Genomic DNA, 22,789 nt, shown 5'->3' on the forward strand with positions numbered 1-22,789 from the left:
TGACTTTTCTTCGGCGAACCCCCGGCCCAAACGGCGTTGGGGGCCTCTTACCGAAAGTTGCCTGTCTTTAATGACCACTTTTGCTGCCCTTGGCGTGCCCAAGGCACTTGTTTCCTCCCTCGCCGCTGCCGGAATCGCAGAGCCGTTCCCCATTCAGGTGGAAACCCTTCCGGACACCCTCAAGGGCCGTGACGTCCTGGGCCGTGGCCGCACCGGATCCGGCAAGACCCTGGCCTTCTCCCTCCCGCTGGTTGCCCGGCTGGCCGAGAACGAGGCAGCCTACCGCCGCCGCCCGAACCGCCCCCTGGGCCTGGTTATGGCGCCGACCCGCGAACTGGCCACGCAGATCAACAACGTGATTGAGCCGCTGGCCAAGGAACTGGGCCTGAACACCACCGTCATTTACGGCGGCGTGTCCCAGCAGCGCCAGGAAAAGGCACTCAAGGCCGGCGTCGATATCGTCATCGCCTGCCCGGGTCGCCTGGAAGACCTGATGAAGCAGAAGGTCATCAGCCTCGAATCCGTCGAAATCACGGTGCTCGACGAGGCTGACCACATGGCCGACCTCGGCTTCCTGCCGGTGGTCCAGCGGCTGCTGGACCGCACTCCGGAAAAGGGCCAGCGCATGCTGTTCTCCGCGACCCTGGACAACGGCGTGGACAAGCTCGTCCGCCGCTACCTGTCCAATCCGCTGACGCACTCCGTGGATGAGCCGCAGGCAGCGGTGTCCACCATGGAACACCACGTGCTGCTGGTCCAGGACCAGACGGCCAAGAAGCTGCTGGTCAAGGAACTGGCCTCCGGCCAGGGCCGCCGCATCATGTTCATGCGCACCAAGCACCACGCCCGCAAGATGGCGCAGTTCCTCACGGACAACGGCATCCCCGCAGTGGACCTGCACGGCAACCTGTCGCAGAATGCCCGTGACCGGAACCTGGCGGAGTTCGCATCGGGTGATGTCCGCGTACTGGTGGCCACCGACGTCGCCGCCCGCGGCGTGCACGTCGACGACGTCGAACTCGTTGTCCACATCGACCCGCCCACCGAGCACAAGGCCTACCTGCACCGCTCCGGCCGTACGGCCCGTGCCGGGTCCAGCGGAACTGTCGTCACGCTGACCCTCCCGGAGCAGAAGAACGAGGTGTCCAAGCTGATGAAGGCTGCGGGCGTCGACGTCTCCATCGAGAAGGTCAGCCACAATTCGCCGTCGATCGCCAAGCTCGTGGGCGAGCGTGCCGCCGTCGTGGAACCGCACGTCCGCGCCGCACAGCTTGCCGCGAAGTCCCCGCAGCAGGGCGGAGGCCGCTCCACCGGCGCCAATGCCCAGCGGAAGCGGGCCGCCCGCTCTGCCGGTGCTCCCCGCGCCGGCGGACGCGGCGGTGCAGGCGGACGCGGACGCGTTTCGGCCGAACGGACCGACCGCGGCGACCGCCCTGCCGCAGGTGACGACACCCGTACGCAGCGTCCGGCACGGTCCGGCCGCCGGGACGGCGCCTCTGCTGCCACCGCCTCCGGCCGGAACCGCCGTCCTGCCACCGGCCAGCGTGCCGAGGGCGCCGGCAGCGGCCAGCGTGCAGGCGGTGCCCCCCGCGGTGCCGCAGGTGCAGCCTCCGGCCGTCCGGCACGGTCCGGCGGCCCCCGCCGTGCCACCGCACCGGCGTCGAACGAACGCCGTTCCCGCTAAGGCTTAGCCTCTCTTGAAAAGGCGCCGCACCCATCGGTGCGGCGCCTTTTGTGTCGGCAATGCTGCGGCTATTCCGTATACAGCCCCATGCCGCGCAGCATATTGCGGCGTGCGGCGTGGGAAATGATGAACCGGCGGCCCGCGGTCACCTCCGGGGCAATGCGGACAAACGCGTCCTTCGTGCCGGACTGCCACGGAAAGAGCTGCAGATCCTCAGAGTCCAGGACCTCCGAGACGTCTTCGAGCAGGTCTGCCCCGCCTTTGAGCACCACGCTCCAGGCGGAGGAGAGCGTGTCGTCGTAACCGTCGATTTCGAACGCCACGGGGTTTCCCGAGAGGGCGCCGGCCAGCTTGGTTCCGGCCGCGGTGCGGAAAACCACTGTGCCGTGGTCTACGGCAAAGTTGACGGGGAAGATTTCCGGCTGTCCGTCGACGACGACGGCGAGACGGCCGAACCGGGCCTGCCGGACGTAGTCCCAGCACTGGCTGGAGGTCAAGTGGTCTGCGGTGCTTTCGTCACTGATCGGCATGGCGCCAGTCTAGGGCAGGAGCAGGCAGGCGGGTATGCAGGCAGCGCTGCCGTGGCCAATCAGTGCCCGGTGGAGAACAATGGAGCCATGAAAGCGATCCTGAATGTTATCTGGCTCCTGTTCGGCGGCATTTGGCTTGCCCTGGGGTATGCGCTTGCGGGCGTGGTCTGCTGCCTGCTGATCGTGACCATCCCGTTCGGCATCGCGTCCTTCCGCATCGCGAACTACGCACTGTGGCCGTTCGGGCGGACGGTCGTGGACCGGGGCGGTTTCACCGGACCCCTCAGCCTGATCGGCAACATCATTTGGCTGCTGCTGGCCGGCATCTGGATCGCCATCGGCCACGTCCTGACGGCCATCCCGATGTTCGTGAGCATCGTCGGGATCCCGCTGGGCATTGCCAACCTGAAAATGCTGCCTATTTCGCTGATGCCGCTGGGCAAGGTCATCGTTCCGACGGATACCTGGCAGATCACCCCGTACGCGGGAAACGCCTACCGGCAGCCCGGTTACCAGGGCCGGGTGGCACCCGCGCAGCAGTGGCCCTCCTGACGGAAACCCGTTTCCGCTAGCCCTGGGCACCCTCGAGGAAGGCCTTCATGAGCGGACCGCCCGAGGTTGAGCCGCGTTCACCCTGTTCCACGAACACTGCAACGGCCAGGTCGCCCTGGACGGCCAGCACCCAGGCGTGGGTTTCCGGCGGGGTCTGGCTGCCGAACTCGGCTGTTCCGGTCTTGGCCAGCACGGGTTCCCCCGGCACATCGAGCAGCATCTGGACTCCGCCCTCGGCAACGACGGCACGCATCATCTCCCGCAGCGAGGCGGCCTCCTCGGACGTGAGGTTGCCCGAGGCAGGAGCGTTTGATTCCTCAGGGGCAGGCGACGCCGTAGCCGATCCGGACGGCGACGCTCCTGCGGGCTCCTCCGCCGTGTTCCGGACCAAGGTGGGGGAGATGCGTTCGCCCTTGCTGATCGAGGCACCCGCGACGGCCATGGCCAGCGGCGATACCAGGACATCGCCCTGTCCGATCAGCGACGCGGCATGCGCGGTTCCTTCGGCTTCTGCGGGGACGGAGCCAAGGAAGGCGTCGGTGCCGATGGAAGCGTCTATGCCGATACCCAGGTCCGCGGCAGCCGCTGACAGGTCCTGCTGGGAAACGCTGTCCCGGGCATTCAGGAACGCGGTGTTGCAGGAGTTCGCGAAAGCGGTGCGCAGCGGAACGCTGCCGGTGGCCGCGGCCGGGTAGCCGGGCACGTTGGTGAACATCCGGCCGTCGACGTTGAGCTCCGAGGGACACTCCACGGTGCTGGCCGGCGTGGTGCCGTTGCGCAGCATGGCCAGCGCGGTGGCCGTCTTGAACGTGGATCCCGGCGGGTACTGGCCGAGGAGGGCAGTCTGCTGGCCCTCGCTGCCCGGACCGTTGGCCACGGTGAGGATCTCGCCGGTGGAGGGCTGGATCGCGACGATTGCGGACGCCGACGGCTCCTCTTCCAGGACATCTTCGGCGAGCTGCTGCAGCCGCGGGTCCAGGCTCGTCTGCAGGTCGGTGCCGCCCTGCGGGTCGATGCTCATGAGGGTGTCCTTGGTCCCGGCGTCGTCCTCAACAGTGACCGTCACGCCGGGGCTGCCCGCGAGCTGGTCGTTGTATTGCTTCTGGAGACCGGAGAGTCCGGTTTGGTCGCCGGCGGAAACCCGGCCTTCGGACTCCTCGACCAGTTCCGCTGTTGCCTCGCCCACGGTGCCGAGCAGGGCACGGGCAAAATTGCGGGTGGGAGCCAGGATCCGCTGTGCCGGGAGGGCCAGCCCTCCCGGGATTGCTTCGACCCCGGGGACCGTTGCAGGCCCCTCCGCTTCCTCGCGCTGCACAATTGCCTCGACGAAGGCTTCGGGGCCGGCGGCCTGGACCTGGGCGGTGTAGGCGGCAGGATCCAGGCCGGTCAGGTTGGCCATTGCCGCCGCTGAGGAGGCCAGCTGATCTTCCGTGAGGTCCGGTTTGTTGACGCCGATGCGCAATACCGGGCGCAGGTCCATCAACGGCGCACCGTTGCGGTCCCGGATAAGCGCTCGTGTGCCGGGGGTGGTGCTGCGGACCAGCCGGTCGCCATCCGCCAAGGAGCTGAACACTGCGGACGGAGCCCACTCCACAAGCCACTGGTCGTCTTCGCCGCGGCGCAGCTCGGCCGTGCTCTCGTAGGACCAGTCCGGCTGTGAATCGCTGTTCAAGTCCCACGCGTAGGCCAGCCGGGCAGTCGCGGCGTCGTCGTTCTCGGAGTCCTCGTCAACGCCCGCCACCGTAACCGCCGGGCGGAGTGTGCCCATACCGCCGAGCAGCTGCTCCAGCTCGCTGTTCACCTGGTCGGGAGAGCCCGCGGTGAAGGCCGATGCCGAAACATCCAGCTGGCTCAGGCCCTTCGCAAAGGTGGCGGCGGCGTCATTCGGAGCCGGCTTATCCGCCGAGCAGGACACCAGCGTCAGGGCCAGGGCGGTAACGGCAAGAACGGAAACGGCAGAACGGTTTTTCCCCATCCGCACAGGCTACCGCCAGCAGGCCCCGGCTCCGCGGATTACGCCTTCCGGCGCTGCGTGGACCGCTGCGCGGCCCTTCCTGTCGACCCTGTGCAGGGCCTGGTTTCCCTGCTACGGTGTGGAAAACGGCCAGGAATTGGCGCTCGACTACAACTCGCTTCCCCCGGCATCCCGCCGACGGCCGGAAAGGTCGCTGTTGGCCGCTGGAGGACCGGATCGGTTGCCGGTTGTCCTACGGCAGGAGTGGGCAAATGTCCGATCTGGACATGATTCTTGAGAAGACGGTGCGGTCCTACGGACGCCGGCAGATCCAGGCGGGCCACGCCCTGATGATCGTGATGACCCGGGATATTCCCTTCCCCATCGGTGACGTGTGGTCAGCGGTTGCGGACCCCGAACGCCTTGGCCAATGGGTGGCCCTGCCGGTCGGTGATCTGCGGCGCGGCGGCAGCTACAGTCTTCCGGACGGATCCCACGGCGCGATTCTGCGCTGCGACGGACCCCGGCTCCTGACCCTGTCCTGGGCCCGGGAGGGTTCATCGGCGGCCGAAGTGGAATTCCACCTGACCGGGGAGGAAGGCTATACCCGGTTCGAGTTGCGCTACGCCTCGGTTCGGAAGGGATTTGCGGTGTCGGCGGCGCCCGGCGCCGGGCTGTGGACCGGCGGTGCAGGGTGGGAGTATTTCCTCGATGTCCTGGAGGAGTACTTAGCAGGCAGCATCCCCGACGAGCCGGCCGGCATCCGGTTCGAAATCGAGTCCGGCGGAGAGCTGGCGCAGCTTTTCGAAGCCCGTAATGAACGGTGGCGCCGAACGGCGGATGATTTCGACCAGGAGCACCTGCCCTAGACGCGGTGTGGCCCGGGGAACTTTACTTCAAAAGTTGAGCTAACTAGACTCAACTTTGCCAGCATTCTTCATTGAGGCCTCTGAGGAGTCACCGTGGACACGAAATTCACGAACAAGAGCCAGGAAGCTCTGTCGGCTGCGGCCATGAACGCCAACACCGCAGGAAACCCGCAGATTGAACCTGCGCACCTGCTGAAAGCACTGATGGACCAGCGGCAGGGAGTAGCCGTCGCACTGCTGAAAGCAGCCGGCGTCAACGTGGATACCGTCAGTGCCGCCGCCAGCACGGCCATCCACCAGCTACCCTCGTCCTCCGGTTCCTCGGTGGCCCAGCCGCAGTTTTCCCGGCCGCTGCTCCAGGTCATCAACGCCTCGCAGCAGGAAGCCGAGAAACTAGGGGATGCCTTTGTGTCCACTGAACACCTCCTGCTCGGGCTGTCCCTGGACAACGGTCCGGCAGGAAAAGCACTGCGGGACAACAACGCCGGGCATGACGCCCTCAACGCAGTGCTTCCATCAGTACGAGGAGACCGTAAAGTGACCAATGCTGATCCGGAAAACACCTTCCAGGCCCTGGAGAAATTCAGTACGGACCTGACGGAAATGGCCCGTTCGGGCAAGCTGGACCCGGTGATTGGCCGGGACGGGGAGATCCGCCGCGTCATCCAGGTGCTCAGCCGGCGGACCAAGAACAACCCCGTGCTGATCGGCGAGCCCGGCGTCGGCAAGACCGCCGTCGTCGAGGGCCTGGCCCAGCGCATTGTTGCGGGGGACGTGCCCGAGAGCCTTAACGGCAAGACGCTGCTGTCCCTTGACCTCGGTTCCATGGTGGCCGGGGCCAAATACCGTGGAGAGTTCGAAGAGCGCTTCAAGGCAGTGCTGGAGGAGATTTCCAGTGCCGAAGGGCAGATTGTCACCTTCATCGATGAGCTGCACACGGTGGTGGGTGCCGGCGCCGCCGAAGGGTCCATGGACGCCGGAAACATGCTCAAGCCCATGCTGGCACGCGGGGAGCTGCGGCTGATCGGCGCCACCACCCTCGACGAATACCGCGAAAACATTGAAAAGGATGCTGCGCTGGAGCGGCGCTTCCAGCAGGTGTACGTAGGCGAGCCCAGCGTTCCGGACACTATCGGCATCCTGCGCGGGCTCAAGGAGCGGTACGAGGCGCACCACAAGGTCGCCATCGCCGACTCGGCACTCGTAGCCGCAGCCACGCTCTCGAACCGTTACATCACCGGCCGCCAGCTCCCGGACAAGGCCATTGACCTGGTGGATGAGGCAGCGTCCAGGCTGCGGATGGAGATCGATTCCGCCCCCGAGGAAATCGATGAGCTCCGGCGGGCCGTGGACCGGCTGACCATGGAGGAACTCGCGCTGGCCAATGAAACGGACGAGGCCTCAATGGAGCGGCTGGCCGTCCTGCGCGAGGACATGGCCAATAAGAAGGAGCAGCTGGCTGCGCTCAACGCCCGGTGGGAAGCCGAGAAGGCAGGGCTGAACCGGGTGGGCGACCTGAAGGCGAAGATTGACGAGCTGCGCAGCGAGGCGGAAAAGTTCCAGCGCGACGGCGACCTCACCGAAGCCTCGCGCATCCTGTACGGCGAAATACCGGCCCTGCAGAAGGAACTGGACGCGGCGCAGCAGGCCGAGGAAGACAGTTTCGGCGAGGAAACCCGGGAGCTGATGGTTTCCGAGGAGGTCACCGCTGACGATATTGCCGAAGTGGTCTCGGCCTGGACCGGGATCCCGTCCGGGCGCATGCTGCAGGGCGAATCCCAGAAGCTGCTGGACATGGAAGAGGTCATCGGCTCGCGGCTGATCGGCCAGTCGAAGGCCGTGGCCGCGGTTTCCGACGCGGTGCGCCGCTCCCGGGCCGGCGTCAGCGACCCCGACCGTCCCACCGGTTCCTTCCTGTTCCTGGGCCCCACCGGCGTCGGCAAGACCGAGCTCGCGAAGGCCCTGGCCGACTTCCTCTTCGACGACGAGCGGGCCATGGTCCGCATCGATATGAGCGAGTACTCCGAGAAGCACGCGGTGTCGCGGCTGGTGGGAGCCCCTCCCGGATACGTGGGCTATGAAGAGGGCGGCCAGCTCACCGAAGCGGTACGCCGCCGGCCCTATTCGGTGATCCTCCTGGATGAAGTGGAAAAGGCGCATCCGGATGTCTTCGACATCCTCCTGCAGGTGCTCGACGACGGCCGGTTGACCGACGGCCAGGGCAGGACAGTGGACTTCCGGAACGTCATCCTGATCCTGACATCCAACCTGGGGTCCCAGTTTCTGGTCGACCCGGGGCTCAATGAGGAGCAGAAGCGTGAATCCGTGATGGCCATGGTTAACGCGAACTTCAAGCCGGAGTTCCTCAACCGGCTCGACGACGTGATCCTGTTCGATCCGCTAAGCCTCGAGGATCTGACCCGGATCGTGGACATCCAGGTCCGTGCCCTGGCTAACCGGCTGCATGAGCGCCGGCTGGTGCTGGACGTGACCGACGCGGCGCGGGAGTGGCTGGGGCTGACCGGCTATGATCCGGCCTACGGCGCGCGGCCGCTCCGCCGGCTGGTGCAGCGGGAAATCGGCGACCAGCTGGCCCGCGGCATCCTGGCCGGAAAGATCAGCGACGGTGACACAGTGCTGGTGGACCGGAACGCTGACAACCTGAACGGTGACGGGCTGGTTGCCGAGCCCGGCCTGACGGTAGCGGCGGTCTCCTAGGCCCGGACTTCAACGGTGCGGCGGGGTGAGCCCGCTGCCCTGTCGGGCCTACTCGGAGAGCAGCGATTCGGTGAGGTCCTGGTCCTCGGGGGAGAACACGAAGCAGTCGACGCGGCGGTCACCCGAGGCCCAGGTCTGTTCCGTGGGGATGGACTTGGTGAGCTTCAGGTCCGGGAAGCCGGCGGCGGCGTCGACGTAGTCCACTGCGGCGCAGACATCGTTGACCCGTTCCTCCAATGCCTCGGTACCGGGGAAGGCGGCGTCCTCGGTAAAGCTGTCGGTGGCAACCAGCTGGGCGTTGTGCGGTGTTTCGCAGGTGACGACGGTAGCGCTTGAATTCACGTCATCCCATTCCTGCAGACATGCCCCGGTTTCCAGTTCCAGCGGGCTGACGTCATCGGCAAGGACACCTTCTGCCTTGTCATTGAAGACAAAGACGAAAAGAAGGATGGCGACGACCGCTGCCAGTACAACGGCGCCCAGGACCAGAAGGAGCCGGGTGCTGCGTCCGCTTTTTCCACCGCCGGAGGGGGAGGATGTTCCGGCAGCACTGGCTGCGGACCCCGTGCCGCCCGCCCCGGGGCCTGCTGCAGTGTGATCCGGGGCGTCGCCGGGCCGGGAGGCAGCGGCGGATGCTCCCACGATCCGCCCGCTTTCCGCCAGCCGGCGGGATCGGCGTGTTTCCCCGGTGGGAACGGCTGCCGTAGTGGCTTCCGGTTCCCGTGAAGGACCGGCATCGGCAGCCGTCGCGGCAGGGGCGTCCGTCATGGGTGCGGCCGCGTCGATGCCGTCCAGGGGGTGCGGCGGTGTGCCCTCCGGTTCCGCGGAGCCCTTCGGTTCCTCGGGGCCCTTCGGGCCCTCCGGGCCCTCCTGTTCCGCGGCTTCCGCGCCGGGTCCCGGTGCCGGGTTCGCCTCCGGTTCCTCCGGGTCCGCAGCTTCCGGGGCGGGAGGGACGGGAGCCCCGAGTTCCCGGGGTTCTGCCACGGTTTCCGGAACGTTGGACTCAGCATCGCCGCGGTCCACCTGGACTTCCGCACCGCTGGGTGCGGGTTCGAGGCCGGAAAGGCGTCCTGCCTCGGCTGCATCCGCCTCTGCTGCTGCGGTTTCCGAAGCGATCTGGTCCAGTGCCGCGGCTTCTACGGCGTCTTTGCCCAGTGAGGGTCGGTCCAGGGAAGGCTCTTCGAGTGTGAGGTCATCGGGAGCAACAACCACCGGCTCGGCAGGCAGGTCCGCGGGTGTGTCCTCTGAGGGGTCGGTCTCCGCTGCGGAGCCGGCCCCGTGTTCGGCGGATGCAGCGGAAGCGTCACCCTCCGCTGCGTCCTCGAAGCTGCGGTCCCAGATTCCCGCGTCGTGGCTGCCGTCCTCCGAGAGCCAGGAGGGGGAGTCCGAATGGGCGCTCAGATCCGGGAAGGTGACCGGGGTGCCTTCCTGCTCCGGTGGCGGAAAACCCGCTCCCGGTGTATTTTTCTGATCGCTCATGGTGAACGTTTGTCCTCCCTGTAGGCGGTGCCGTGAAGCACTCCAAGACTGTCTCTACCCCTGACTTTAGCCAATATCGAGGGGCGGCGGAGGGGAGCGCCATGCCGGAAGTGCCGGGCCGCTATCTCCGCTTGTGCCCCCTGCAGCGGCTGAGGGGGCACAAGGCAGCGGGAAAGCATGTAACCTGTACTTACGACAAATTGACCAAATATTCCGGGGGCCTCGTTCATCTGCCCGAACGACTAACCGCCGGATCGACGCAAAAAGGGGGTCACGCCATGGGGCGCGGCCGTCAAAAGGCAAAAGCAACTAAGCAGGCTCGGGAGATGAAGTACTTCACTCCGGCCACGGACTACTCGGCGCTCCAGCGTGAGCTCTCAGGACCGACGAGTCGTCCATCCAGTCGATATCCCGAGGAGCCGGCTGAGCCCGACTACTCGGCGTACGAAGATAAGTACGCGGATCAATTTGGCGACGATGACGATGATGAGGGTAACCGCCGCGTAGGGTAGCGGTACGTTCCTCAAAGACATTGGCCAATTGCCATCCATTCAGCGGATCACCTTAGGGTGGATCCGCTGAACGGCGTTAAGGCAGATGTTCCCGACGCAACGGGTAAGGCTCCGAACCGGATATCCGGTCCGGAGCCTTACTTCTGGGGGAGAGAACAGCGGCGGCAGGGCCCCCTCAGGCGTAACTGCCCACCAGCCGTACCGCGCCGCCGTCGACGCCCTTGGCTCCTTGGACAAAATCGACATCGCTGCCGGCGGGCGTTTCCACCTCGCCGACGCCGCCCATGACCCAGGCCGGGACGCCGCGGGCTGCGAGCCGTTCGAGTGCTGCGTCGGCGCTGCCGGCGTCGACGACGGCGACCATTCCGACGCCGAGGTTCAGCGTGCGTTCCAGATCCGGCTGCGGAACATTTCCCAGTTCGGCAATCAGCTTGAACACGGGAGGAAGCTCCCAGCTGGAGCGGTCCACGGTGGCCTGCAGCCCCTTGGGCAGCACCCTGGCCAGATTGGCGGCCAGACCGCCGCCTGTTACGTGACTGAAGCCATGCACCCCGGCTGCGTCATCGCGGGCCAGGTCCAGGCAGTCCGCCGCATACACGCGGGTGGGCTCAAGCAGTTCCTCTCCCAGCGTCCGTCCCAGCTCGGAAACCTGGCGCTCTAGCTGCCAGCCGGCATGGTTGATCACGCGGCGGACCAACGAATAACCGTTGGAATGGAGGCCCGAGGACGCCATGCCGATCACCACGTCGCCCCTGCGGACCCGGTCCGGGCCCAATAGCCGGTCTGCCTCCACCACTCCGGTGGCGGCCCCTGCGACGTCGTATTCGTGCTCACCGAGCAGGCCGGGATGTTCGGCGGTTTCCCCGCCGACAAGGGCCGTACCGGCCACTTCACAGGCGGACGCGATGCCGCGGACGATATCGGCGATGCGCTCCGGGACCACTTTGCCGCAGGCAATATAGTCGGTCATGAACAGCGGCTCGGCTCCGACCACCACAATGTCATCGACCACCATGCCCACCAGGTCGAATCCGATGGTGTCGTGGATGTCCATGGCCTGCGCGATGGCGACCTTGGTGCCGACGCCATCCGTCGAGGTCGCCAGCAGCGGCTTCCGGTAGGTGAGCAGCCGGGAGGCGTCGTACAGCCCGGCGAAACCGCCAACCCCGCCCAGCACCGACGAATTGTGGGTGGCCTTCACGGCTGCCTTCATCAATTCAACGGCCCTGTCGCCGGCTTCGACATCCACTCCGGCGGAGGCATAGGTGATGGAGGTGGCGTTCATACGGCTTCCTTCTTGTCGGCATCTGTCAGCAGGTTCTCGTATTCGCTGTCCGGGCCCGGATCGCAGCCGTTGGACCCGGCATCCTCGGCTGGGTTGGCGGGGTTGGCCGGTTCCAGCAGGTGCTTGCCCAGTGAGTCCGCATCGGGCAGCTCAATGGGATAAGTACCCGTGAAACACGCGGTGCACAGCCGCTCCCGGGGCTGCCGGGTGGCATCAATCATCCCGTCTTCAGAGATGTACGCCAGGCTGTCGGCGCCGATCGATACACGGATTTCCTCGACGGCGGCACCGTTGGCGATCAACTCTGCGCGGGAGGCAAAGTCGATGCCGTAGAAGCACGGCCATTTCACCGGGGGTGAGGAAATCTTGACGTGGACTTCGACGGCACCGGCCTCGTGCAGCATCCGCACGATGGCGCGCTGGGTGTTGCCGCGCACAATCGAGTCATCCACGACCACCACCCGCTTGCCGTGGATCACCGACTCCAGGGCGTTCAGCTTCAGCTTGATCCCGAGCTGGCGGAGGGTCTGGCTGGGCTGGATGAAGGTGCGGCCCACATAGGAATTCTTGACGAATCCGTGGGCGAAGGGAATGCCGGATTCTTCGGCGTAACCAACCGCAGCCGGGGTGCCGGACTCCGGGACGGGAATGACAATGTCCGCTTCCACCGGATGCTCCCGGGCCAGCTGGCGGCCCATCTCCACGCGGGATTCGTAGACCGAACGGCCCGCGATGGTCGCATCGGGGCGGGCGAGGTAGACGTACTCGAATACGCACCCGGCCGGCGTCGGCTCCCCGAAGGTGCGGCTGCGCACCCCTGACTCGTCAATCGCGATGAACTCGCCGGGTTTGATCTCGCGGATGAAGCTGGCCCCGACGGTAGCCAGCGCCGATCCTTCAGAAGCAACCACCCAGCCGCGTTCCAGGCGTCCGAGTACCAGCGGGCGGACCCCATAGGTGTCACGCGCGGCGTACAGGGTGCCCTCGTCCATGAAGACGAACGAAAAGGCGCCGCGCAGCTGGGGGAGCAGCTCCATGGCCGTGTCCTCCAGGGACCGGCCGTCACTGCCGTTGAGCAGGGCCGTGACAAGTGCAGTGTCGGAGGTGTTGCCCTGGGCGATTTCACCGGTGCGCGGGCGGCCCTCACGCTGGAGGATCAGTTGGTACAGTTCCGCGGAATTGGTCAGGTTGCCGTTGTGGGCCAGTGCCACGGTACCGCTGGCGGTGGCCCCGAGCGTGGGCTGGGCATTGGCCCAGTGCGAGGCGCCGGTGGTCGAGTACCGGCAGTGCCCGACGGCGATGTGCCCATGAAGGGTGTTGAGCGTGGTTTCGTCGAAGACCTGGGACACCAGCCCCATGTCCTTGTACACACTGATGCGGCTGCCGTCGCTGGTGGCGATGCCGGCGGATTCCTGTCCGCGGTGCTGCAAAGCGTAAAGCCCGTAATAGGTGAGCTTGGCTACCTCTTCGCCGGGGGCCCAGACGCCGAAGACTCCGCAGGCATCCTGCGGGCCTTTCTCGCCGGGCATCAGATCATGGGAAAGCTGTCCGTCTCCACGTGCCATGTGAGCATTCTCTCATGCTCCCGGGGCGGAGACGGCACTGTGCGCAACCGTTACGACGGCGCTTGCTCCCCGTCTTCGGGTTCGGCAGGATCAATGCTTTCCACCGTGGATCGTCGGGCCTTGCGGACACTGATCCTGTCCAGGATCAGGGCCGCCAGGGCGCCGAGGAGCAGACCGGGCAGAGCGAACATCATGGTGAAGAAACCCAGGGTGGCCTCGCGCGTGAAGCTGGGGTTCTCGGCACCGCCGTAGGCGACAAAGAGCGCAGCAATGAACCCGGCAATCACGCCCAGTGCCAGGAAGGGAACGAAGCGGGGGGCGCGGCGGATCGTAATCTCACGGCGTTCAGGGCTGTGCTGCTCGGAAAGGCTGTGCTGCCCCGAAAGGCCGTGCTGCTCGGAAACCATACGTCGATTCTACCGGGTGGTCAGTCTCCCGGGTGCGGGCGCAGGGGACAGAGGCGGATCCGGAGGAGGACCCTAGGATCCGGTGCGGAACAGCGGCAGCACGTCCGACAGGTCCGCGCGCAGTCCCGAGGCCGCCACCTTTCCTGCTGCCACGGCATCGGCCCAGGACTGCCGGCCCGTGACCAGTGCCAGCCAGGTGGCGCCGTCGGTCTCGATGACATTCGGGGGAGTGCCCCGCGTGTGCCGCGGGCCGGCAACGCACTGCGTCACCCCGAACGGCGGGACACGGACCTCCACGCTGTTGCCGGGGGCCCGCTCGGCAAGTTCCTCCAACGCGTAGCGCACAGCCATGGCCATGGTGCCGCGGTCTGACGCTCCGGCTGCTGCTGCCTGCAGGGCCGCCCGGCCGTCCTCGCCGGAGATCCGGCGCCGTGCCACGGGCCTAGCCCAGCAGCGCCGTGACGGGCGCGCCCAGCCGGAGGCTTCCCACCGGCTGGCCGCCGCCGAGCACGGGCTGCATGATCTTGTCCAGGACCTTCTCCACGGCCAGCGGGTCGACGGCGCCGCTTGCGGCCAGCAGGGTCAGCCCCACAAGCGAAGCGGCGCGGGTGTTGCCGTCGAGCATCTTCAGCGCCACCGAGACGCCGGTGTCGGTGCCCAGCACCAGGACGCCCTCGGCGCCGTTCTTGGCGATGATCCCGAGGTCCTCCATGACGATCGAATTTTCGCGGCCGTGGCCGTGGACCGCCCACGGATAATCGAGCATGGCGGTAGCAACGGTCGCTGCCCGGGCGTTGCCGTGCTTGCCGGACGGTGCCTTCGACAGTCGGCCGATGCCGCGGGCCAGGCCGGTCAGGGAGACGGCGGCCAGCGGTGCGCCGCACCCGTCCACGGCCCAGTGCTGCACCGTTTCGCCGGTGAACTCCTCGATGACCTCGGCGATGCGGCGCTGCAGCGGATGCTGGGGGTCCAAATACGTGGCGTGGTCCCAGTTGTTCTCGGTGCAGGCCCAGAGGAAGGCTGCATGCTTACCTGAGCAGTTGAAGGCAATCCGCTGCGGTCCCTTGCCCTCACGGATCAGTTCGTTGCGGGCTTCGGTCTCCTGCGGCCAGTCCTCGGGGCACTGCAGATGGCCCTCGGTGACACCGGCGGCAGCGAGCATGCCGCGGACGACCTCGGTGTGTTCGCGGGAACCGACATGGCTGGCGGCTGCCAGCGCCACCTGTGCGCCGCGGAGCGGCACCCCGGCCTGCATGGCCGCGATGGCCTGGAAGGGCTTGAGCGTTGACCGCGGGAAAATGGGCGAGGTGATGTCGCCGAGTTCGGTGACCACGGTGCCGTCGGCGGCCATCACCACAGCGGAGCCGATGTGGCGGGATTCAATGAAACCGTTGCGCTCGAGCACTGCCAGTTCAACGGCGTCGGACGCGGTGAAAGTTGCGTTCATGTTCTTCAGTCTAAGGGGGTGCGGGGGGCGAACCGGCGATGACGGCCCCGGCACCGCCGTCGATCTCGCTGCCCCCCGCTGCTCCGCGGCGGGTGCCGCCCGGAGCGACACCCGCAGTTCCACTATCAGGGCACGTTCCCGCTACCTGCAATGGGCCGCCGGCATACCGGCGGCGTACGGGCGCAATTAGGTAACTCCGCGGCGAACACCTGCACCGGGGGTCCGCCGCGGGGCTGCTGTGTCATGTTGGACAGATGCTTTCAGGTGGTCGGTTCCAGCAAGTACCCTGATCTACTGTGAAGGTTCTCGTAGTAGGCCCCGGCGGCCGCGAACATGCCCTTGTCCGAGCGCTTCTGGCCGATCCCTACGTCCGCGAGGTCCATGCGGCTCCCGGGAATGCCGGCATTGCCCAGATCGCCCCGGTCCACCCGGTGGATGCTGCCGATCCGGCGGCGGTGACGGACCTGGCGCGCACCCTCGGTTCCGACCTGGTGGTGATCGGGCCCGAAGCACCCCTGGCCGCGGGTGTGGCCGACGCGCTGCGGGAAGCGGGGTTTGCCGTCTTCGGGCCGTCGCGAGCCGCCGCCCAGCTCGAAGCCTCCAAGGCCTTCGCCAAGCAGATCATGGCGGCCGCAAACGTTCCCACCGCCATGGCACGCATGGCCAATACGGTCGAGGAGGCCTCCGACGCCCTGGATACCTTCGGCGCACCGTACGTCGTCAAGGACGACGGGCTGGCCGCCGGCAAGGGCGTGGTGGTGACCTCGGACCGCGGGGAAGCACTCGACCACGCCCGGGCCTGCTTCGAAGCGGGCGGCAGCGTGGTCATCGAGGAATTCCTTGACGGACCGGAAATCTCGCTTTTCGTGCTTTCCGACGGGCGGCATGTGGTGCCGCTGGCTCCGGCCCAGGACTTCAAACGGGTTTTCAACGACGACGCCGGCCCCAACACCGGCGGGATGGGCGCCTACTCGCCGGTGGACTGGGCGCCGGCCGGACTGGTCCAGGACGTGGTGAACCGGGTCGCGCAGCCCACCATCGATGAAATGGCTTCGCGCGGAACCCCCTTCGTGGGAGTGCTCTACTGCGGACTCGCCCTGACAACGCGCGGCGTGCGGGTCATTGAATTCAATGCCCGCTTCGGTGATCCGGAGACGCAGGCGGTGCTGGCCCGGTTGAAGACTCCGCTCGGCGGACTGCTGATGGCGGCCGCCAAGGGCGGACTTGATGCCATGGAACAGCTCAAATGGGATCCCCGCCCCGCTGTGGCCGTGGTGGTGGCGGCCGGCAACTATCCGGGCAAACCACGCTCGGGGGACCGGGTGCGGGGGCTGAAGAAAGCCGGACGGCTCGAAGGTGTGCATGTGCTGCACGCCGGCACCAGGATCAAGAAGGAAAAGATACGCAGCGCGGGAGGACGGGTGCTGTCCGTGGTCGCGCTCGGTGCGGATCTGCAGGAGGCACGGGAGCGTGCCTATGCCGGTGTTGACCTGATCCGGCTGGAAGGATCGCAGCACCGTACCGACATAGCGCTGAAGGCGGCCCGCGGTGAAGTGCGGGTTCCGGACGGCAGCGCGGGTGCCGGCGGCACTGCCGTTCCGGAGGGCGCCGCGGTCCGCGAAGGGAATCGGGCATGAGCGGGGCGGAAGGTACGGCTCCCGCTCCGGAACTGCCGGGCTGGCAGCATGTGTATTCGGGCAAGGTCCGGGACCTGTACGTGCCGGCTGACGGCGGCAACGACCCCGACAGGGTGCTCGTGGTGGCCAGCGACCGGATCAGCGCATATGACCATGTGCTCGCCACTACCATCCCCGACAAGGGCAGGATCCTCACCCAGCTCAGCCTCTGGTGGTTCAACCAGCTGCCGGACATCCCGAACCATGTGGTGTCCGCCCGGGAAGGCATTCCGGCGGCCGTGGCCGGCCGGGCAATGATCTGCCGGAAGCTGGAGATGTATCCGGTGGAGTGCATTGCCCGCGGTTACCTCACCGGCTCCGGGCTGGCGGAGTACCAGGTGTCCCGGACGGTCTGCGGGCTTCCGCTTCCGGCCGGGCTGGTGGACGGCTCACAGATTGAACCGGCGGTCTTCACGCCCTCGGCGAAGGCGGAGCTGGGCGAACACGACGAGAACATCACCTACGAAGCAGTGGAGCAGATTGTCGGCGGGGAAACGGCGGAACAACTGCGTTCGCTGACCCTGCAGATCTATACCCGGGCCGAGGCCGTCGCACGGGACCGCGGGATTATCCTCGCCGACACCAAGGTGGAGTTCGGCCGGGACCCCGCCACCGGCGCGGTCACGCTCGGCGACGAGGTGCTGACGCCGGACTCCTCCCGTTTCTGGGACGCGTCGCTGTATGCGCCGGGCAAGGCCCAGCCGTCCTTCGACAAGCAGTACGTCCGCGACTGGCTCACCTCACCGGCCTCGGGCTGGGAGCGCGCCGCGGACACGCCGCCGCCTGCGCTGCCCGCCGACGTCGTTGAACGGACCAGGGCAAGGTACGTGGAGGCCTATGAGCGCCTCACCGGAGAGCAGTTCGCCTGAGCCCGGCGCTCGGCAAGCGCTTAACGCAAAAGGGCCCGGCCAGATTTCTCTGGCCGGGCCCTTTCTGGTCGGGGTGACAGGATTTGAACCTGCGACCTCGTCGTCCCGAACGACGCGCGCTACCAAGCTGCGCCACACCCCGTAACCACTGTTTCCCGAAGTCTTTGCGACCCCGCGAAGCAACTTTACAAGGATACTAGACAAATCCCGATTCCGCGAAACGGGCCTACGGGAACGTGTCGGCGACTCCCGTAGGAACCCCTTTTTCGCGGTCCCGCCCGGTGCCTCCTTCAGGAATCGCGGGCCGTCAGGGTCAGCAGCACAGCCTCTGGGCGGCAGGCGAAACGCACCGGAGCGAAACGGGAGGTGCCGATGCCGGCCGAGACGTTCAGCGGCACCCGCCGCCCCGCAGCGGCCCAGGAGGTCAGGCCGCGGGCTTGCCAGGTGGGGAGGTCGCAGTTGCTGACCAGGGCACCGTAGCCCGGCACGCAGACCTGTCCGCCGTGGGTGTGGCCGGCAAGGATGATCTCCGCACCGCCGCCGGTAAACTGGTTCAGCACGCGCTGGTAAGGGGCGTGGGCGACGCCGATCTTCACTTCGGGCACCGCAGCGTTACCTGATGCGTCTGCCCCCGAAGCCGTCTTCGCGAAACCCTGGTACCGGTCCCGCCGCAGATGCGGGTCATCCACTCCCGAAAAATTCAGCCGCAGACCGGACAGATCCATCACGGCGGCGGTGTTGGTCAGGTCCTGCCAGCCGGCGTCCTCGAAGGCGCCGAACAGCTCACCCGACGGCAGCTTTTCCGGATCCTTCCGGTGCTTGGACGGACCGGTGAAATACGTGAACGGATTCTTCAGCACCGGCGCGTAGTAGTCATTGGAGCCGGGGACAAAGACGCCGGGAAAACGCATCACGGGCTTCAAAGCCTCGAGCACCGCGGGCACGGCCAGGGGGTGGCTGAGGTTGTCACCCGTGTTCACCACGAGGTCCGGTTCCAGCTCCGCCAGTTCCTGCAGCCAGCGTGTCTTCCGGTCCTGGCCGGGAACAAAGTGGATGTCCGACAGGTGCAGCACCCGCAGGGGAGCGCTGCCTGCGGGAAGCACCCGCACCGTTTCTTCCCGGACACCGAAGAGGTTCCGTTCGATCAGGCAGCCGTAAGCGAAGGCTGCAGCACCGGTGCCGGCCAGGCCGCCGGCAAGCCAGGCAGCCTTTTTCCCGGCGGACACCAGGGGGGAGTCACCCACTAGTCGTCCCCTCCGGCGTCGCCGCCTCCGCCGTTGTCGTCACCTTCTCCGCCTGCCGGAGGAGCCGGAGGGGCCGGGGGAGAGGCCGGCGGCGGGACGGGAGCGTTGGCGCGCGGAGGCGGGGTGCTGCCGCCCACCATGCTGGCCGGGGGATTGGCGAACGGGTTGGCCTCGTACTGGCCGGCGATGCGCTGGATGTAGTTCTTCCAGGACGGTCCGGCAATCAGCGAGCCGTCGATTTCGGGGTAGACCCGTCCGCCGATCAGCTTGTCGGACATGGTGGTGTTGTTGGCTTTCCAGTTACCGATCCAGGAGGCAGTGACCATGCCGGTGCTGTAGCCCAGGAACCAGGTCTGCGAGCGGGTGTCATTGGTGCCGGTCTTGCCTGCGGTCGGGACGCCCACCTGCAGGTTGACGCCCGAGCCGTTCGTCATGACCCGCTGGGTGGCCATGTTCACGCCCTGGGCCACCTCCTTGCGCATAACCTGCTCACAGGACTCCGGCGGCACCGGATATTCGGTGCCGTCCGGGCCGGTGACGGATTCGAGGGCAATCGGTTCACACTTCAGGCCCTCGGCCGCGAAGGTGGCGAAGCCGGTGGCCATGGCCATCGGGGAAGCGTCACCGCCGCCGCCGAAGGTCGAGGGCGGGTTAACCTCGAGCATCTCCTCTTCGCCGTTGGCACCCTTGCCGTTGTGCACACCGGCGGCGAAGGCCATTTCCTGGAACTTGCACAGGTCCAGCTCACGGGCCTCAGCCAGTGTGATGGTGTTGAGCGAGTTGGCCAGGCCGTCCAGGACGGTGGTGTTCCGGTAGTTCGTGTCGCCGTAGTTGATCGGCGTCCACTCGGTGGTGCTCACATACGCGCCGCCGAAGCAGCTCGCGTTCCATCGGGTGCCCACCGGGTAGGTCCGTTTGGCCCCGTTCAGGGTGGTGTTCAGCGTCTTGCCCGCATCCAGCCAGGCGGCGACCGTGAACGGCTTGTAGGTGGATCCGGGCTGGAAACCGCCCAGCCCGTTCAGCGGTTTGCTCGGATCGCCCTTCTGGTACGAATCCACGTTGAAGTTCTGGACCGAGTTGCCGTCCGCGAGTTCCGGTGTGTACCTGGTGTTCTGCGCCATGGTCAGGATCTTGCCGGTGCCGGGTTCGAGGCTGATCATCGCATGCCCGATTTCGGCATCCGTGCTGTCGGGATTCGCAGTCTCATTGACGGCAGTCTGGGCCGCTTGCTGGAAGGTGGGGTTCAGCGTGGTCTTGATGGTCAGGCCGCCGCGCCGAAGCAGCTTGTCCCGGTCTTCTTCAGTGGCACCGAAGCTCTCATCATTGAGCACCAGGCGGGTGACGTAATCGCAGAAATAGGGTGCCTGCGCGGCACCGACGCAGTTGCTGGACACGGGCGTGATCTGCAGGTCCAGGCCGGTGGCGGCCGCGGCGTCGTGCTCTTCCTGGGTGATGCGGCCGGTGTCCAGCATCCGCTTAAGGACGATGTCCCGGCGCTTCAGCGAGCGTTCCGGGTTCAACTCGGGGCTGAAGAACGTGGTGCCGTTGACCACACCCGCAAGCACGGCCGACTGTGCGATGGTCAGGTCCTTGGCATCAACGTTGTAGAAATAGCGGGCCGCGGCCTGCACGCCGTAGGTGGTTCCGCTAAAGGGCACGATGTTGAAATAGCCCTCGAGGATTTCGTCCTTGCTGAGTTCTTTTTCCACGGCAATGGCGAGCTTCATTTCCCGCAGCTTGTCGCCGTAATCCTTGTCGCCGCTGAAAACGACTTCCTCTTCGTTCTGCCGGTTGGTGTCGATAATGACGTTGTTCACGTATTGCTGCGTGATGGTGGAGGCGCCGCGGGTGTTGTCGCTGGTCGCATTGGAAACCAGGGCTCCGACGATGCCCTGGAGGTCGACGCCGCCGTGCTCGTAGTAGCGGTCATCCTCGATCGCCAGGATGGCGTCCACCATATGCGGGGACACCTGGTCCAGGGTCACGGGCTGGCGGTTTTCGTCATATACGGTCGCGATCAGCGAACCGTCATTGGCCAGGATCTTGGAGGGCGTGGCCAGCGCCCCGCGCTCCAACTCCGAGGGAAGTTCGTCAAAGAACTGGATGGATCCGGAGGCAGCGGTGCCGGCTGCTGCGGCCACGGGGACCAGGAGACCGGCTGCAAGGACCCCGCAGAGAGCACTGATGCCGAAGAACGCGACGAGCTTTCCGAGAGTGGTCGCCGTGTCAAAGAACGGTGAGTTGCGTGCTGCCATGCGAGACAGTCTACAAGCACGTTAGGCTTTCCCTTATGACCAAATGGGAATACTTCATAACACCTCTTCCACTGCACACACCCGGGCAGGTCCTGAATATGCACGGGGAAGAAGGCTGGGAACTGGTGCAGATCGCTGCGGCGCCCAACGGAACCGGTTCCGTGGCCTACATGAAACGCGAAAAAAGCTCGTGACGGGCGCTGCCGGTGCAGTATCGGCCGTTGAGATCCGGCTCCGGGAACTGGGCCTGAGCCTTCCCGCGGTCGCATCTCCGGTGGCTGTCTATGTTCCGGCCGTCATCACCGGGAACCTCGTTTACACGTCCGGCCAGCTGCCGTTCGTGGACGGGGTCCTTCCCGGCACGGGCAAGGTCGGGGCAGAGGTCGGAGCCGAAGACGCGGCATCCTACGCGGCCATCTGCGCTGTTAATGCACTGGCTGCCGTGAAGGCCGAGATCGGTGACCTCGACCGCATCAGCAGGGTGGTGAAACTGGTCGGCTATGTTGCCTCCGACCCGTCCTTTACCGGGCAGCCCGCCGTCATCAACGGTGCTTCGGAACTGCTGGGCAAGATCTTCGGCAAGGCGGGGAGCCATGCACGCTCCGCCGTCGGCGTTGCCGTCCTGCCGCTGGACGCGCCCGTGGAAATAGAAATGATCGTTGAATTTGCCTAACTCAACAGTCCGGCTGTTCCCGGTTGCCCCCTCTGAACGGGTGGCGGCCCAGAGCTGGTTTGAACGCCCCGACCGGACGCCCCGCAAACCGCGGCTGGCGTCCTCCGTGGTGCTGCTGCGGGATTCCCCCCGCGGTACCCAGACCTACCTTTCCTACCGGAGGGGCGAATCACCCCTCGGCAAGGTGGCCTTCCCGGGCGGCAGCATCGAAGAGAACGACGACGCGCAGGTCGCCTGGTACGGTCCGGCGCCGGCGCTGTGGGCGAAGTCCCTGGGGGCCGACGACGCCCGGCTGGCCCGCCGCCACGTCGTGGCGGCCATCCGCGAGCTGTTCGAAGAAACCGGCATCCTCCTCGCCGGCCCCGACGAATCCACGCTGCTGGAAAGCAACCGCGGCCCCGAGTGGATGGCTGCACGAACGGCGATTGCCACCCAGGAGGCATCCTTCCTGGAACTGCTCGGAAAGCGCGGCCTCGGCCTGCGCACGGACCTGCTGCGCCCGCTGTCCAACTGGCACAGCCCCGACTTTGCCCTCCGGCGCTTCGACACCCGCTACTTCGCGGCGGTCCAGCCGGTGGGCCAGGACGCGACCCTGCTGGACGGAAAGGGGGTCTGGGGAGACTGGAAGGCGGCAGCGGACGTCATTGCAGCCCGGGAGACTACCGAGCTCGGCGACGAAATCGGCCTGCCGGACACCTCCGGCCTGACCCTGGGGGAACTGGTGGTTCCCGCCGTGGAACTCACCTTGGAAAAGGTAGCGTCAGCCCGCGGCTGCATTGCCTATCTTTCGACCCGCAGGCCCGCCGCCGTCTACCAGCCGGAACTGGTGGAAGTTGACGGAAAGCCCTGCGTGGCCGTGCGTACCGGCGGCGGCGCCGAAGGATCCTCCCAGCACGGGCGCTAGCGGGCATCAGTCCCGCCGGTGCACAAATGTGCACGCAAAACAGCGGCGGGGGCACACTCAACGGGACAAACCCCCCCACCGTTTTGGCTCTCGCCTCCCAGAGAACCCGACAAACCAATTCCCCCACCCAACCCACCAAAAGAGGGGGCCCTCCGACAGAACAAAC

General features: G+C 66.5%; 20 protein-coding genes and 1 tRNA gene. 10 read left to right on the forward strand and 11 right to left on the reverse strand.

Annotated elements, in window-relative coordinates; all coding sequences use genetic code 11:
• Positions 1 to 70: 70 nt before the first annotated feature.
• Positions 71 to 1,684: a DEAD/DEAH box helicase gene (locus AC5RT8_RS11380; RefSeq protein ID WP_494095812.1), complete on the forward strand. Its 1,614-nt coding sequence runs from the start codon at positions 71 to 73 to the stop codon at positions 1,682 to 1,684.
• A 68-nt stretch (positions 1,685 to 1,752) separates the two neighbouring features.
• Here AC5RT8_RS11380 and AC5RT8_RS11385 read toward each other — a convergent pair whose 3' ends face one another.
• Positions 1,753 to 2,214: a pyridoxamine 5'-phosphate oxidase family protein gene (locus tag AC5RT8_RS11385; protein ID WP_494095813.1), complete on the reverse strand. Its 462-nt coding sequence runs from the start codon at positions 2,212 to 2,214 to the stop codon at positions 1,753 to 1,755.
• 87 nt (positions 2,215 to 2,301) lie between these two features.
• Between AC5RT8_RS11385 and AC5RT8_RS11390 the strand changes: the two genes are divergently transcribed.
• Positions 2,302 to 2,766, forward strand: coding sequence for a YccF domain-containing protein (locus AC5RT8_RS11390; protein ID WP_494095814.1), 465 nt, complete (start codon positions 2,302 to 2,304; stop codon positions 2,764 to 2,766).
• Between the two features lie 16 nt (positions 2,767 to 2,782).
• On the opposite strand, the gene AC5RT8_RS11395 is transcribed toward AC5RT8_RS11390, so the two are convergent.
• Positions 2,783 to 4,741, reverse strand: coding sequence for a penicillin-binding transpeptidase domain-containing protein (locus tag AC5RT8_RS11395; RefSeq protein WP_494095815.1), 1,959 nt, complete (start codon positions 4,739 to 4,741; stop codon positions 2,783 to 2,785).
• 251 nt (positions 4,742 to 4,992) lie between these two features.
• Here AC5RT8_RS11395 and AC5RT8_RS11400 point away from each other — a divergent pair, with 251 nt between their 5' ends.
• Together AC5RT8_RS11400 and clpB are read left to right on the forward strand one after the other, a co-directional pair.
• On the forward strand, positions 4,993 to 5,589 hold the full coding sequence (locus tag AC5RT8_RS11400) for an SRPBCC domain-containing protein (RefSeq protein ID WP_494095816.1): 597 nt from the start codon (positions 4,993 to 4,995) through the stop codon (positions 5,587 to 5,589).
• Positions 5,590 to 5,682: 93 nt separating this feature from the next.
• Complete coding sequence (gene clpB, locus AC5RT8_RS11405; protein ID WP_494095817.1) at positions 5,683 to 8,307, forward strand: ATP-dependent chaperone ClpB; 2,625 nt, start codon at positions 5,683 to 5,685, stop codon at positions 8,305 to 8,307.
• 48 nt (positions 8,308 to 8,355) lie between these two features.
• On the opposite strand, the gene AC5RT8_RS11410 is transcribed toward clpB, so the two are convergent.
• The gene (locus AC5RT8_RS11410; protein WP_494095818.1) at positions 8,356 to 9,786 is read right to left on the reverse strand and encodes a septum formation family protein; all 1,431 of its coding nucleotides are present in this window, start codon (positions 9,784 to 9,786) and stop codon (positions 8,356 to 8,358) included.
• A 278-nt stretch (positions 9,787 to 10,064) separates the two neighbouring features.
• Between AC5RT8_RS11410 and AC5RT8_RS11415 the strand changes: the two genes are divergently transcribed.
• Positions 10,065 to 10,298 (forward strand): DUF3073 domain-containing protein, encoded by a 234-nt coding sequence (locus AC5RT8_RS11415; RefSeq protein WP_146361664.1) that lies wholly within the window; start codon positions 10,065 to 10,067, stop codon positions 10,296 to 10,298.
• Between the two features lie 175 nt (positions 10,299 to 10,473).
• Here the strand turns inward: AC5RT8_RS11415 and purM are convergent, their stop codons facing one another.
• The 5 genes from purM to AC5RT8_RS11440 all read right to left on the reverse strand — a co-directional run bounded on the left by purM (position 10,474) and on the right by AC5RT8_RS11440 (position 15,002).
• Positions 10,474 to 11,583 (reverse strand): phosphoribosylformylglycinamidine cyclo-ligase, encoded by a 1,110-nt coding sequence (purM, locus tag AC5RT8_RS11420; protein WP_494095819.1) that lies wholly within the window; start codon positions 11,581 to 11,583, stop codon positions 10,474 to 10,476.
• Complete coding sequence (gene purF, locus AC5RT8_RS11425; RefSeq protein WP_494095820.1) at positions 11,580 to 13,148, reverse strand: amidophosphoribosyltransferase; 1,569 nt, start codon at positions 13,146 to 13,148, stop codon at positions 11,580 to 11,582. Before purF ends, purM begins: the two co-directional genes overlap by 4 nt.
• Positions 13,149 to 13,198: 50 nt before the next feature.
• Complete coding sequence (locus AC5RT8_RS11430; protein WP_494095821.1) at positions 13,199 to 13,555, reverse strand: hypothetical protein; 357 nt, start codon at positions 13,553 to 13,555, stop codon at positions 13,199 to 13,201.
• A gap of 72 nt (positions 13,556 to 13,627) precedes the next feature.
• The gene (locus AC5RT8_RS11435) at positions 13,628 to 13,993 is read right to left on the reverse strand and encodes a sterol carrier family protein (protein ID WP_494095822.1); all 366 of its coding nucleotides are present in this window, start codon (positions 13,991 to 13,993) and stop codon (positions 13,628 to 13,630) included.
• A gap of 4 nt (positions 13,994 to 13,997) precedes the next feature.
• Positions 13,998 to 15,002 (reverse strand): asparaginase, encoded by a 1,005-nt coding sequence (locus tag AC5RT8_RS11440; protein ID WP_494095823.1) that lies wholly within the window; start codon positions 15,000 to 15,002, stop codon positions 13,998 to 14,000.
• A 296-nt stretch (positions 15,003 to 15,298) separates the two neighbouring features.
• Here AC5RT8_RS11440 and purD point away from each other — a divergent pair, with 296 nt between their 5' ends.
• Together purD and AC5RT8_RS11450 are read left to right on the forward strand one after the other, a co-directional pair.
• A complete protein-coding gene (gene purD / locus AC5RT8_RS11445) occupies positions 15,299 to 16,639 on the forward strand; it encodes a phosphoribosylamine--glycine ligase (protein WP_494095824.1) in 1,341 nt (446 codons plus the stop codon).
• Positions 16,636 to 17,547 carry a phosphoribosylaminoimidazolesuccinocarboxamide synthase gene (locus AC5RT8_RS11450; RefSeq protein WP_494095825.1) on the forward strand — a complete coding sequence of 304 codons (912 nt, stop codon included), beginning with the start codon at positions 16,636 to 16,638 and terminating at the stop codon, positions 17,545 to 17,547. The genes purD and AC5RT8_RS11450 overlap by 4 nt, the downstream gene beginning before the upstream one ends.
• Positions 17,548 to 17,612: 65 nt before the next feature.
• Here AC5RT8_RS11450 and AC5RT8_RS11455 read toward each other — a convergent pair.
• The 3 genes from AC5RT8_RS11455 to AC5RT8_RS11465 all read right to left on the reverse strand — a co-directional run bounded on the left by AC5RT8_RS11455 (position 17,613) and on the right by AC5RT8_RS11465 (position 21,046).
• Positions 17,613 to 17,689, reverse strand: a tRNA-Pro gene (locus AC5RT8_RS11455).
• 148 nt (positions 17,690 to 17,837) lie between these two features.
• Positions 17,838 to 18,791 carry a metallophosphoesterase gene (locus tag AC5RT8_RS11460; protein ID WP_494095826.1) on the reverse strand — a complete coding sequence of 318 codons (954 nt, stop codon included), beginning with the start codon at positions 18,789 to 18,791 and terminating at the stop codon, positions 17,838 to 17,840.
• Positions 18,791 to 21,046, reverse strand: a complete 2,256-nt coding sequence (locus tag AC5RT8_RS11465; RefSeq protein ID WP_494095827.1) for a transglycosylase domain-containing protein — start codon at positions 21,044 to 21,046, stop codon at positions 18,791 to 18,793. The genes AC5RT8_RS11460 and AC5RT8_RS11465 overlap by 1 nt, the downstream gene beginning before the upstream one ends.
• On the opposite strand from AC5RT8_RS11465, the gene sp36 reads away from it, so the two are divergent.
• Genes sp36 through AC5RT8_RS11480 form a run of 3 tightly spaced genes read left to right on the forward strand, consistent with a single transcriptional unit; the run spans position 21,037 to position 22,623 of the window.
• Positions 21,037 to 21,240 carry a Sp36 family protein gene (gene sp36, locus AC5RT8_RS11470; RefSeq protein ID WP_494095828.1) on the forward strand — a complete coding sequence of 68 codons (204 nt, stop codon included), beginning with the start codon at positions 21,037 to 21,039 and terminating at the stop codon, positions 21,238 to 21,240. The genes AC5RT8_RS11465 and sp36 overlap by 10 nt on opposite strands.
• On the forward strand, positions 21,237 to 21,719 hold the full coding sequence (locus AC5RT8_RS11475; RefSeq protein WP_494095829.1) for a RidA family protein: 483 nt from the start codon (positions 21,237 to 21,239) through the stop codon (positions 21,717 to 21,719). The genes sp36 and AC5RT8_RS11475 overlap by 4 nt, the downstream gene beginning before the upstream one ends.
• Positions 21,712 to 22,623 (forward strand): NUDIX hydrolase, encoded by a 912-nt coding sequence (locus AC5RT8_RS11480; protein ID WP_494095830.1) that lies wholly within the window; start codon positions 21,712 to 21,714, stop codon positions 22,621 to 22,623. The genes AC5RT8_RS11475 and AC5RT8_RS11480 overlap by 8 nt, the downstream gene beginning before the upstream one ends.
• Positions 22,624 to 22,789 lie beyond the last annotated feature (166 nt).

It is taken from the genome of Arthrobacter sp. Ms25, assembly GCF_059090365.1.